The sequence below is a fragment of the Acaryochloris marina S15 genome, from assembly GCF_018336915.1.
Taxonomy (GTDB): Bacteria; Cyanobacteriota; Cyanobacteriia; order Thermosynechococcales; family Thermosynechococcaceae; genus Acaryochloris; species Acaryochloris marina_A.
On record NZ_CP064923.1, the window covers coordinates 5,783,612 to 5,796,045 of the forward strand.

A 12,434-nucleotide genomic window follows, 5' to 3' on the forward strand; every position below is an offset into this window, starting at 1 on the left:
AAATTTGTATGCCAGGCTACTAAAGTAAATTATGGCTCCCAGAAGCCTGGGGCCTGAACTGTGCACAGTATGGCCAGTAGGATGATGCTTGAAATTTTAGAATGCTGATGACCGATCCGGCAATTTTCCTTGGCGGCAGGTTTGTGCAGGCGAGATCAAAGGCGAATAGATTTCTGGCAAATACTGTCAAATCAGTAGACATATGATGACAATGGTTAAAGTTACCCCATGAACGTCTATGTCATTCTGTGACTAGCTTTAGCGATTTAGATTTTGGGTTTCTATCGGCCACTTAATAAGAATATGTTGCAGAAACTATCCCACTGCAGAGACAATGAAAAGAATTAACATGACCTATCTTTCTTAGAAGCTGTGAAGGTGAGCTGAACCATTCTTCCATTTTTGGATTGATCATTAGGGTCTGTGTCCATACCTTTTCCCGTGTTGTGTCTTTCATGGTTAATCCCGTTATTTTGCAGCTAGATAACATCATCAAGTGTTATACCGCTCACGCGCCTGCTGCAGTCAATCAAATTTCTCTACAACTGAAGCAAGGAGAGATCTTAGGGTTGTTAGGACCATCGGGTTGTGGAAAAACAACGTTATTGCGATTAATTGCTGGATTTGAGCAGGCAGACGCCGGGCAATTGTTATTGAATGGTCAAGTGGTTGCTGGAGTCCGGCAATGGACGTCTCCTGAACAGCGCATGATTGGTATGGTGTTTCAAGATTTTGCCTTGTTCCCTCATCTAACGGTTGCGGATAATGTCACCTTTGGATTAAAGCAAACAAAGAAGATCTCGACTGAGGTGCAACAACAGCGCCAGACGGATGTATTGCGATTAGTGGGATTGTTGGGCATGGAAAACCGATACCCCCATGAACTGTCTGGAGGTCAGCAGCAACGGGTGGCCTTGGCTCGTGCTCTAGCCCCCCAACCTCAATTGGTGCTTTTGGATGAACCCCTGAGTAATTTAGACGTACAAGTTAGACTGCGCTTAAGACAGGAGCTGCGAGATATTCTCAAAACGGCTGGTATGACGGCGGTGTTTGTGACCCATGACCAGGAAGAAGCCCTTGCGATCGCAGATCAAGTAGCGGTGATGCGTCAGGGTTGTTTGGAGCAAATCGGTACCCCAGAAGAGATTTACCAACGTCCCCAGTCTCAATTTGTGGCGGAATTTGTCACCCAAGCCAACTTTTTGGAAGCTCAACGATACGGCAATGCGTGGCAAACAGAAGTCGGGGCTTTTACACCGAGCGAGGGGGGTGATCTGACTGCTGAAGATAATCAAGCCGTGGTAATGATTCGCCAGGAAGACTTAATTCTTCAGCCCGATCAGGCCGCCTCAACCATCATTCGCGATCGCCAATTTTTAGGTCGGGAATATCGGTATTGCCTTAAAACCCAGTCGGGCCGAGAGCTACATGCCCGCTCAAATTTTGTAGATGCTTTACCCATTGGCACTTCAGTCAGCTTATCGGTGGTGCCTCAAAACCTTAGGATTTTTCTTCAGAATTCAAGTCAGCCTGCCCAAATAGCTGCTTGATAAACGTATTGGCACTGGGGAACAGCCATTTTTGGGTAAAGGCACCATAGGCTAACCCAACCCCTAACATGCCAACTCCCCAGGATGCTGCGGTTTGCAGCATTTGACGCCGTTCAATAGAGGGCACTTCTGTAATCAGCTCGTTGACCTCTGCTAAAGCTTCAATGGCAGAGGGATAGCGTTGGCGGAAATCATACCGGACCATCTTATCGATAATGTCCCCTAGTACAGGGTTAATGGAGATATATCGTCGCCAAGCAATCTCACCGGTTTTCGGATCAAAGGTAATCTTGCCTTTGGTCGGATCCATGCCTGTTAAAGCTTGAATGGCAATAATACCGACGGCATAGACATCACTACTAAAGTTGGGGCGACCAATAGACTGTTCGCTAGGCATATAGCCATCAGTGCCGATGACGACGGTTTGAGCAATCCGGCGCTTATTTTTAACGGAGCCAAAATCAATTAAGACAATTTTCTTATCTTTCTTGCGCCGAATGAGATTGGCAGGCTTGATATCCCGATGAATGACTCGGCGCTGATGGACATAGGTAAGGGTCGTCAGTACATCTTGCAGGAAATCAATCACCTTCGCTTCTGACCAGCGTCGCCAGCCAAACTCTTGCTTAAGGTTTTTCCCTTCGATGTATTGCTCGATTAGAAAAAAGTCTTCATCTTCTTCGAAGTCATCAAAAAACTGAGGAATTTGGTCATAGTCACCCAGGCGCTTCAGAACTTTAACCTCAGTCGCAAATAGGCGGCGAGACGTTTTTACCGTGAATAAGTCATCGGACTCGGTCTGCAGTTTTTTGACGATACAGCGACGTTTATCAGAGCGCTGTGTATCCGTCGCTAAATAGGTTTTACTAAATCCACCACTTCCGAGCGCTTTGATCACTTTGTAGCGGTCGGCTAATGTGGTTCCCAACATAAATGTACTCGGCCCTGCAGTAAATCATCATACTGTAGAGCCGAGCAAGGTCGCATAAAATCGCGAAAAAGCCGATTTTTTAAATAGAAATATTACAATTCGTGATCCCAACTTTAGGGATCATGGCTCAGATGGGGATGAATCGGTCACAGGCTTGCGCCTTAAAATTCATCTTCATAGGTGTTGACTGCATTGGGGTCACTATCTCGCTTTGATCCCAATAGGTCTAAGCGATCGACGCGAATGACGGGGCGTGAGCGCTCCGCACCTGTATTGCGGTCCTGCCAACGGTCAAATTTGAGCGCTCCAGAGACACCAATTAGACTGCCTTTACGGACATAACTTGCAGCGATTTCTGCTGTTTTGCCCCAAATTTCTAAACTAAACCAGTCAGGCTGATCATCCCGAGAGCGTCGATTGACAGCTAGGGTGACATTGCAGACAACGCTGCCGGACTCAAAATATTTAACGTCTGGGTCCATGCCTGCACGACCCACTAGGCTAACTAAATTTAAACTCATGGTTGGATTTCCTAGACGTAACTTAGCCAAGATGGCCATAATGCTGATCGATTCTAGCTGGATTCTTCCTCATCCCGCATTACAGTTGGTAAATCAGAGGGGCCATCAGCCAGGGCGACGATATCTGGTGTAAAGCTTGGATAGGGATCGGAGCGATTGTCTTCTCCCCAGCGATCCAAAATATCTTTGACCAGTACTTCTTTCACCCAAATTTGGCCGATCACCATGAGCGGCAGGGCCAAAAGCAGCCCCAAAAAGCCAAAGAAAATGGCAAACACAATTTGAGACAGTAAGGTGACAGCGGGCGCTAGGGAGAGCTGTTTGGCCATCACTGCAGGCACCAGCAAATATTGCTCCAACTGCTGAATCAGAATATAAAGGAGTAGTACTGCAACGGCTTTCCAGGGGGCATCTAGCAGAGCAATGGCCATGGGTGGCATCAAACTTAGGGTCGGACCAATGTTGGGAATCGCTTCTAGCAGTCCGGCAATCAGGGCATTGGCCAGCACTAGATCAACCCCTAACACCCACAGCCCCAGACCGCTAAAGACGGCAATCACCGTCATATTGAACAAAATGCCTACAATCCAGCTATCTAGGGCAGAATCACATAACCCCAGAATGTAATCGACGCGTCGCCGATAAAAGGAAGGAAACAAACGGATAAAAATGCGGCGATATTGGTCGGGATCGACCAAGAACATAATGGTTAACACCAGAACCAGCAGAATATTCAGGGCTACCAAAAGGGAGTTGGAAAATAAGGCAAAAAAGTTATTGACGACGCTTTCGGCAACGGCAGGAATCTTTTCCCGGAGATTGTCGATCAGTGAGTCAAGCGGAATTTCGATGCCAGCGCTGGGCATGCCAAAAGCTAAGCCGGTTTCTTGCGCTTCCCCAATCAGTTCTTCGATTCGAGTGAGGCTATCAGGAACACGATCCAACAATTCTTGGGCTTGAGTCACAAAAGGGGGGATCACCAAGAGGCCGATCAAACCGGCTACACCCATAATGGAAAAAATCGCTAAGGCGACGGCTAGCCCCCGATTCAGTCCCCGCTTTGTCAGCTGGCGAACCAGGCCATTCAGGGCAGAGGCGAGCACTACCGCCGTAAACCCTAACAGCAAGACTTGGCGAATTTCCCACAGAATGTAGAGAGACACCAAGAAGACGACTAAGCCAATCCATTTCCCTAGACTCAAAATCTGCCTCCAATATCGATATCACTAATTGGCAGGGAAGACTCCCCTCGCGCTTACCGAATTTTAGGAGACGGATTGCGTTTTCAGTAAGGGGAATCCTAATTCTTCACGTTGGAGGAGATAGAGTTGAGCGACTTGGCGGGCCATTTGCCGAATGCGGCCAATATAACGGGTCCGCTCCGTCACAGAAATAACGCCCCTGGCATCTAAAAGGTTAAAGGTATGGGAGCATTTGAGTACGTAGTCTAACCCTGGTAATACCAATTTTCTCTCTATAAGTTGCAAGGCTTCTTGCTCGTACAAACTAAAGAGCTGAAACAGTAGTTCTGGGTTAGAGGCTTCGAAGTTATAGGTGGATTGCTCAATTTCCCCTTGCAGATGGACATCACCATAGGTGAGGGTGCCGTTCCAATCAATTTTGGCAATGGCATCGGTTTCCTGCAAATACATGGTCAGTCGTTCGAGGCCATAGGTCAGCTCAATGGAAACGGGACGGCAATCTAGCCCGCCGCACTGTTGGAAGTAGGTAAACTGGGTGACTTCCATTCCGTCGAGCCAGACTTCCCAGCCGACACCCCAAGCACCAACGGCGGCATCTTCCCAGTTATCTTCAACAAAGCGAATGTCGTGATCTTCGGGCTGAATGCCTAGGACTCGCAGGGAGTCGAGATAAATATCTTGGATATCATCAGGGGAGGGTTTGACCAGGACTTGGTATTGATAGTAGTACTGATAGCGATTGGGGTTTTCGCCATAGCGACCATCGGCGGGGCGACGGCAGGGTTCGACGTAGGCCACGGCCCAGGGTTCTGGCCCCAAGGATCGCAAAAAAGTATGGGGGCTTTTGGTGCCTGCCCCTTTTTCTATGTCATAGGGCTGGACGATTAGACAACCGCGATCGCTCCAAAATTCGTGGAGTTTGGCAATAACGGATTGAAAATTCACAGCGCTTGACCTGTTTGTAGATGGGTTTCAGTTACCTAGTCTACGAGGCTCGTTTACATTTTGGTCGCTTTTTTCACAACTCCTCTCGTAGAACATGAGGGGTTAATGAGAAGTGGAGGGTTACAACTGACTCAGCTCCAGCGCAATTGCTCTAATTTACGTTTGGCTTCTGGGTCCAGAGAGTGAGCGAGTAAGCGGCTGGGTGAGCGTTTCTTCGCATTTTGCTTAGAGCGAATTTTGGTGGTGGTGGCCGCCATTTCCTTGACGAGCTGTAGGGCTGACATCCACTCCGCACCATATCCCATCACCGTCAGCTGTTGCGCTCGATCAGATGTTGCCACAATGATCCGAGCCAGTCGAGAGCGAGCTTTGGCACAGTACATCTCAATATAGGTATCTGCTGTTTGGCCATAGTCGGTGTAGTAGAGATCCAGGGATTCCGTAAAAGGTTCGCAGATTCCTTTCTCTTGCCGATTCTGGGCATCAAAAACCAGTCGTGCCTGATATCCTTGAAACGCGCTGTAGTTGGCAAGGGCATCTGCAAGGTGAAGTCTTGCGGTTTCCAGTTCTGGGATATTTTCAAAGATCTCAGCAGAAGCGTGACCGTTCTGGCGTTGTGACCAAACACCAAGGATGTTGTAACCGTCTACTAATAAGATCGGTTGCTCAGAAGACGCCGCCATGCCAATTCGTAAAACTTTTTAATATTGCTTAATCATTCCTTTATTGTGACATTTCTACTGCACTTCCGCAGGTTTATCTGATGGCCGAAGTCTTGGCCGATCTTGTCATTCTCACCAATGGCCCTGGTGAACTTTCTACTTGGGTTCGACCCGTACTGCAAGGGTTAATGATGCGACCTCAGTTTAGTCGAGTGTCTATCTTGCTCTCTCCCTGTCCTCATGCTGGAGGTAATGAGCAGACTGTTGCAGCAACTTTCCCAGGGGTTGATCGGGTGTTAGGACCAGAACAGTTCTTTCCTTTTCTGCTCTGGGGAAAAACGCCCGATGCATGGAAGTGGCATCGACAAGGAGTGGTGGTTTTCTTAGGAGGCGATCAGTTCTATGCCGTAGTGATTGGCAAGCGGCTAGGCTATCGCATCGTTACCTATGCCGAATGGACTCCCCGCTGGTTACCTTGGATTGACCACTGTGGGGTGGCTCAGTCTCAAATTCTAAAAAAGGTCCCGCGTCGGTATCGTTCCAAGGTAACGGTGGTGGGTAATTTGATGACCGATATTCAACCGAGTGCCAATTCTGTCTCTTTTTTAGATCAGTTAGGGTGGCCTCCAGGAACGGAAATAGTCGGGCTATTGCCAGGTTCAAAGCCTTCCAAATTACGGGTGGGGGTGCCCTTCTGCTTGGGAGTGGCAGATCAGCTCCAGCAATATCGACCCCAAACACAGTTCATTATTCCCGTTGCTCCCGGTCTTTCCTTGGCAACCCTATCTCGCTATGCTGACTCCAGCGATAACCCTTTGATTTCGAACTATTTAGGAAATACTGCCACCTTAGTTCAACCAGACCAGGGGCTTCCCTATCTCTCCACGCCTCAGGGCACTAAAGTCTGGCTGTGGCTGCCCAACCCTGCCTATGATTTGCTAGTACATTGCCAAATTTGCCTGACCACTGTGGGTGCCAACACGGCTGAACTAACGGCTTTAATGGTGCCGATGATGGTGATTCTGCCAACCCAGCATCTGGCTGGGGCACCTATTGGGGATGGTTTGCTGGGGCTAGTGGCTCGCCTACCGTTTGTCGGAGAAGTGATTAACCGCTACATCCTGCCGCCAGGGTTTAAGGCTTGGCCTAATATTTGGGCAGATCAAGAGATTGTGCCGGAGTGGGTTGGGCCTTTATCTCCTAAATCCGTTGCTCAATACTTGCAGACCGTGTTAGCTTCTCCATCCCGTCTGCAAGCCATCAAATTGTCTTTGAGAGACGTGCGAGGTGAAGTGGGTGCTGTTTCTCGTTTTGCCCAACTAGTATCAGCAACCCTGGCAGAAGAGATGCCTTTTGAGGAGTATATGACCCAGAATTCACCTTAATAATCTTGGGATTGGCTATCGCGACGGCCCAATTCGTAGACCCCACCGATCAGCAAGCAAATCATTCCCAAACTGACACCCCAGCTACGGCCTCCAAAACCCCAGGTACTCGCGCAATAACAGAGGCTACCTACTATTAAAAACGGCAAAATACTAATAAGGGATGCACAGACTAAATTGCGGGCTTCACGAGCAGGGCGAGATTTCTCAAATTCTTCTGCCGATAGATATAAGGAGCGGTCAACGAAGTTAAGCCATCGGCAGAGCTGAGTTGTGATCCACTGACTTAATGGATTAAATCCGATGTATAGACCTGTGGCCCATAGACTCCCCCCGGCAATGGGTAGAGCTTCGATCTGAAACTGAAATGGAAAAACGTCAATGACCATAGGTGATGGAGATGCCGAAATCGCAGGCTTTAGGGCTGCAATCTTTGGAGGTAGCAGTAAACGTGAAGGTTCATATCACTATGACATCAAATCCTTAATAAACCCACAAAAATCTTAACTCTTATGCGGTTCAATAGGCTGAAATATCGAATTTAGGTCGTGAGTTAGCTGATTTAGATGTCTAAGACTTTGAATGAGACTGTTCAAGCTGACATGGTGTGCAAATACCGAAAAATTCTAGCGTATGGTAGAAAATCTCGAACTTTGATGATTGTCTGAGCTGATTTTCCAATTCATGAACAGGGCATTCTTCCTCTTGGATGGGAATAGAAACGCCACATTGTAGACAAGTGACATGATGTTTATCTTGTTGAGCAGCAGTATAAAGGGTTTCGCCATTGTTCAGCAGTCTGGCCTGAATAATACCACTTAGTTTGAGGGTATCTAATGCCCGATAGACCGTGGCTAGCCCCAGGGTTAATTGAGCTTTACGTAACTCAAGATAGAGTTCTTGAGCAGAAATCTCCCGGTTCAACTTTTTTAAAAGTTTGAGAACGGTATTTTGGCTGCGAGTAAGGTGTGATTTCATGAAAAGGGCATCAATAGTAATGATGCAGTGGCCAAGTGCTTACAAATAGGGTGCCTCAAAATCTCGATTGCATATCGTATAGAAATGATCTAATGCGCTCCCATCCTAGAATAGACCAACATATCTGACTTGAGTTTGTTACCTTAAGGACGATGTTTGCTGCCTACACCCATTAGATTGGAGATCACTCTGGCAGAGCACGATCAATGTTCAACCCACAACATACTAGGATATGGGGGGGAAACGCTTCTCCATTATTTCTCACTCATAGTGTTGATGACCTCGCCCTAGAACCAATTTTATGACGCGTAGCAAGCTCTCAGATTCCGATAAGCAAACCATTACTCAACTCTTTCGCGAGTCTGAAGAGACCATTGCCCAACTGGCAACTCGCTTTGAGGTCAGTAGTTCAACGATTCGGCGCATTATTAAAAATCAGCTGCCTGATCAAGAATACGATGCGCTAATTGCTACGAAGCAAGAGAAGCGAGGCCCTAAATCTTCTCGAAAGCAGTCTCCTGTCCTTGCTGCAAAGGCAGAGGTAGCTGAAGAGCCTAAGCCTGTGAAGGTCATCGACGCACCGGTACGGCCAGCGCCTATTAAAAAGCGTAAGCAAACAGAAGAATCAGCTGTTGTAGCAGAGGTAGAAACACCGTCGAAGTTGGCCGTTGCACAGCTCGATGGCCAGGAAGATCTTGCCGAAATCATTGCTGATATTGAGCATGATCTGCATGATCTACCTGCAGTTGATGCAGAGGAAGATACCGATATAGATGATTTTGATACAGATGATGCTGATCTAGAAGATGGCTCAGATGCAGATGATGGGTTGGGGATCAACCTAGAAGCCGTTGAACTTATTCAAGTGTTGCCCTTTTCAGAAGCAAAGTTTCCCAAAACCTGTTACTTAGTGGTGGATCGGTCGTCGGAACTGATTACGCGTCCGCTACAAGCGTTTGGAGAATTAGGCACGATTCCAGAACAAGAAGTGGACGCAAAAACCTTACCCATTTTTGACAATCATCGGATTGCGCGTCGTTTTTCCCATCGCACCCAAAGAATTGTGAAAGTTCCCAACAGTAATGTCTTGAAAAAGACATGCCCTCAATTACTAGCGAAAGGAATCACACGCTTGCTAATCAATGGCCATGTTTATTCTCTATGACGCTTTTTTTAAGGCCTAGGGCAATCTAAGTTATGAGCTATGATGCCTAGACAGGTAGCGTGATATACACCTACATAAACTCTGAGAGTCAGAATATAAGTACTACAGTTAGTTGCTAATTCTTTATAAGCAAGAAATTTGATATGAAAGCGATGATTTTGGCGGCGGGTAAAGGCACCCGCGTTCGCCCAATAACATTCACTATCCCTAAGCCCATGATTCCTATCATGCAGAAGCCTGTGATGGAGTTCTTAGTGGAGCTCCTTCGTCAGCATGGCTTTGACGAAATTATGGTGAATGTCAGTCATTTAGCAGACGAGATCGAGAACTACTTCCGAGATGGGCAGCGTTTTGGTGTAGATATTGCTTACTCTTTTGAAGGTCGGATTGAAGATGGCAACCTGATTGGAGATGCAGTAGGCTCTGCAGGTGGCATGCGCCGCATTCAAGATTTTTCACCTTTCTTTGACGATACGTTTATTGTCTTATGTGGGGATGCTCTGATTGACCTGGACCTGACGGCAGCAGTGGAATGGCATCGGCAAAAAGGCTCGATTGCCACTATTGTCATGAAAACAGTCGATCCGAACGATGTCTCTAGCTATGGTGTTGTTGTTACGGATGAAGAAGGACGAGTAAAGTCTTTCCAAGAAAAACCCAGTGTCGATGAAGCACTTAGCAACACTATTAATACTGGCATCTATATTTTTGAACCTGAAGTTCTCGATCTGATTCCCTCGGGTCAAGAGTTTGATATTGGTGGTGACCTCTTTCCCAAACTGGTGTCGATGAACATGCCTTTTTATGGCATTGCCATGGATTTCCAATGGGTAGACATTGGTAAAGTCCCTGATTATTGGCATGCCATTCGTAGTGTATTGATGGGCGATGTCAAAAATGTGGCGATTCCAGGTCATGAAGTGAAACCCGGTGTCTATACTGGGCTGAACGTTGATATCGACTGGGATAAGGTTGATGTTCAAGGTCCCGTTTATATCGGTGGTATGACACGCATTGATGAAGGGGTTAAGATTATTGGCCCCACTATGATTGGTCCCAACTGTCATATTTGTACTGGCGCAACCGTAGATAACAGCGTTATTTTTGAATATTCACGCTTAGGGTCTGAAGTGCGCCTTGTCGATAAGCTGGTTTTTGGACGCTATTGTGTGGATAAAACCGGTGCTTCGTTGGATGTCCGAGCTGCATCTTTGGATTGGCTCATTACGGATGCCCGTCAAGATGCTCAGGCTCCGTCACCGATGGTGAGCTAGGTTCGTCGAATTTTTAGCGAAGACGATTATGGCATTGCTCCTAAGTTTTGGGTATTGCTTAACTATGACGTGGCTGTGGGGGAATCGTCCTAAAAAAATCAACCCCATTTTTGATGCCGAGTTTTTGAGTTTCGTCCCACAACCGCTCAGTGCAGCGATAGTGAGTGAGATGAGGGATGGCTGGATATCAATTACGTAATCGCCGAACGCTGATCGCAGACTATTGCCGAGCCAGTGATGGGGATGCTACTTACTGTCCCCACATGGTACCTACCAATACGCGAATCAGGACGCCCTAAAATAGGCCAATTCCAAAAAAACATAACTTTGTCGGGCTTGATAATTAGCATTAGGCTGGCTGTGATAAGAGTGAATGAATCGGTAAGTCGAGATTAAAATAAAGACGAACTGCAATAATCAGCGCTAAACACCCTAGTAACAGGAATGTTGCTAGTAAATCTTGCATCAAGCCATTCAGGCCTTCTCTCAGCAGACCGTAATTGACAGCCAGATAATAAAACAGATCATTGAGGGCGACTCCCATAATTGCTCCTGCATTGCCAAAATATTGGAAGCCCATCCAAATACCAATGATGGTGCAGGCAAGGCGCAAGATGTTGCCGCAGGTGGTGTATTGAAATTTGCCCATGGCGAATAAATAGGGTTCATTCGTTTGGGAGAGTAAGCGAGGCCAAATGCCTAAAGCCAATATGGGGAGCATCCAGGAGGCATCGAGGTAGCGGGGGTCATACAGAGTTGTGATCAGCAAATCACCAAACCCTGCTAAAACGACCACTAAGAGCAGAGAGGCCAAGAGAAACGGGCGACGGTTTTTGAGAATCTTGGGGACAAGGATGTCTCGGGGCTGGTCAATGCTTTTGCTGATGGCAGGAAAAATCACTTTATTGCTGATGCTCATCACCACTTTGTAGGGCATATCGCTGAGGGTAAAGGCAATTCCGTACACACCCAATAAACTGAGTGAAAAAAGGTCCCCAAGTATCAGCCGATCAGCTTGTTCTGCTAAAAAGGTTAGAGCTGTATTGATAAAAATCCATTGGCCTAGGGTAAGCAAGTCTTTTAAAGCATCCTTGTCCCAAGCAAATTGATTGCTGGAACCGGGAAAAAGAAAGTGACTCCAAACCATTTTCAAAAATGTAGAGGCCAACCCCCCAGCGACTAAGGCCCAGATGCTAGGCGCAATTGCTGCCCATATAATCATGATGATTATGCCTACAGCTTGAGTCGATAGCTCGAACACCACTTGTTTCTGCACATCAAGATGTCGTTCAAGCTGGGCAATTGCGGTGGATTCAAACCCCGAAAAAATCGTGGTGATGCCGACTATAGGAATCAGCCAGAGCAACTCAGGATGCTGGTACAGGGTGGCAATGGGCCAGGCAATCACCAGGCAGCCGAACCAGAGAACGAACCCACGAATGACGTCAACGGTCCAGGCTGTATTGAGAAAGACCGGATCGTCGCCTCGCTTATTTTGGACTACACTCCAGCTGGTTCCCAGATCTGAAAAGAGTTGGAGACCAATAATAAAAATATTGGTGAGGGCCATCAACCCAAATAGTTCTGGGTATAGCAGCCGGGTCAGAATAAGATTGCCACCGAATCGCAGACCTTGACTGCCGCCATACCCGATTAGAGTCCAGAGGGTGCCACGAATGACCAACTTTTTGAGGGATGCCATAGATTGGGGTTGAATGAGGGCAATATATGGGCCACCCTTATCCCTGTCTATGATGCTCTCAATGGAGAAGGCTATTGTCTTGTGGTTAGAGACAAAAGCCACAGCATCATGGATTGAGA

The 12,434-nt window shown here is 47.2% G+C and carries 13 protein-coding genes; 5 read left to right on the top strand and 8 right to left on the bottom strand.

All coding sequences use genetic code 11. The features are described from left to right. Positions 1 to 455 precede the first annotated feature (455 nt). A complete protein-coding gene (locus tag I1H34_RS26495) occupies positions 456 to 1,550 on the top strand; it encodes an ABC transporter ATP-binding protein (protein WP_212663816.1) in 1,095 nt (364 codons plus the stop codon). Here I1H34_RS26495 and I1H34_RS26500 read toward each other — a convergent pair. From I1H34_RS26500 to I1H34_RS26520, 5 genes are all read right to left on the bottom strand, one after another. Then, positions 1,501 to 2,481 (bottom strand): serine/threonine-protein kinase, encoded by a 981-nt coding sequence (locus I1H34_RS26500; protein ID WP_212663817.1) that lies wholly within the window; start codon positions 2,479 to 2,481, stop codon positions 1,501 to 1,503. The two genes, I1H34_RS26495 and I1H34_RS26500, sit on opposite strands and share 50 nt — an antisense overlap. A 161-nt stretch (positions 2,482 to 2,642) precedes the next feature. Then, the gene (locus I1H34_RS26505; protein WP_212663818.1) at positions 2,643 to 3,002 is read right to left on the bottom strand and encodes a single-stranded DNA-binding protein; all 360 of its coding nucleotides are present in this window, start codon (positions 3,000 to 3,002) and stop codon (positions 2,643 to 2,645) included. Positions 3,003 to 3,055: 53 nt separating this feature from the next. Further along, on the bottom strand, positions 3,056 to 4,204 hold the full coding sequence (locus tag I1H34_RS26510; protein WP_212663819.1) for an AI-2E family transporter: 1,149 nt from the start codon (positions 4,202 to 4,204) through the stop codon (positions 3,056 to 3,058). A gap of 63 nt (positions 4,205 to 4,267) precedes the next feature. Next, a complete protein-coding gene (gene glyQ / locus I1H34_RS26515; protein WP_212663820.1) occupies positions 4,268 to 5,149 on the bottom strand; it encodes a glycine--tRNA ligase subunit alpha in 882 nt (293 codons plus the stop codon). A 131-nt stretch (positions 5,150 to 5,280) separates the two neighbouring features. After that, the gene (locus I1H34_RS26520; protein ID WP_212663821.1) at positions 5,281 to 5,832 is read right to left on the bottom strand and encodes an NYN domain-containing protein; all 552 of its coding nucleotides are present in this window, start codon (positions 5,830 to 5,832) and stop codon (positions 5,281 to 5,283) included. 80 nt (positions 5,833 to 5,912) lie between these two features. On the opposite strand from I1H34_RS26520, the gene I1H34_RS26525 reads away from it, so the two are divergent. Next, entirely contained in the window at positions 5,913 to 7,196 is a 1,284-nt protein-coding gene (locus I1H34_RS26525; RefSeq protein ID WP_212663822.1) for a glycosyltransferase family protein, read from the top strand. Here the strand turns inward: I1H34_RS26525 and I1H34_RS26530 are convergent. Together I1H34_RS26530 and I1H34_RS26535 are read right to left on the bottom strand one after the other, a co-directional pair. Continuing rightward, complete coding sequence (locus I1H34_RS26530) at positions 7,193 to 7,585, bottom strand: hypothetical protein (protein WP_212663823.1); 393 nt, start codon at positions 7,583 to 7,585, stop codon at positions 7,193 to 7,195. The two genes, I1H34_RS26525 and I1H34_RS26530, sit on opposite strands and share 4 nt — an antisense overlap. Before the next feature lie 181 nt (positions 7,586 to 7,766). Next, complete coding sequence (locus tag I1H34_RS26535) at positions 7,767 to 8,174, bottom strand: Fur family transcriptional regulator (protein WP_212663824.1); 408 nt, start codon at positions 8,172 to 8,174, stop codon at positions 7,767 to 7,769. 301 nt (positions 8,175 to 8,475) lie between these two features. On the opposite strand from I1H34_RS26535, the gene I1H34_RS26540 reads away from it, so the two are divergent. From I1H34_RS26540 to I1H34_RS32830, 3 genes are all read left to right on the top strand, one after another. Beyond that, entirely contained in the window at positions 8,476 to 9,339 is an 864-nt protein-coding gene (locus tag I1H34_RS26540; protein WP_212663825.1) for a helix-turn-helix domain-containing protein, read from the top strand. A gap of 143 nt (positions 9,340 to 9,482) precedes the next feature. Further along, positions 9,483 to 10,613 (top strand): sugar phosphate nucleotidyltransferase, encoded by a 1,131-nt coding sequence (locus I1H34_RS26545; RefSeq protein ID WP_212663826.1) that lies wholly within the window; start codon positions 9,483 to 9,485, stop codon positions 10,611 to 10,613. 176 nt (positions 10,614 to 10,789) lie between these two features. Then, a complete protein-coding gene (locus I1H34_RS32830; protein ID WP_283250045.1) occupies positions 10,790 to 10,912 on the top strand; it encodes a hypothetical protein in 123 nt (40 codons plus the stop codon). Between the two features lie 50 nt (positions 10,913 to 10,962). Here I1H34_RS32830 and I1H34_RS26550 read toward each other — a convergent pair whose 3' ends face one another. Then, a complete protein-coding gene (locus tag I1H34_RS26550) occupies positions 10,963 to 12,315 on the bottom strand; it encodes an oligosaccharide flippase family protein (RefSeq protein WP_212663827.1) in 1,353 nt (450 codons plus the stop codon). Positions 12,316 to 12,434 lie beyond the last annotated feature (119 nt).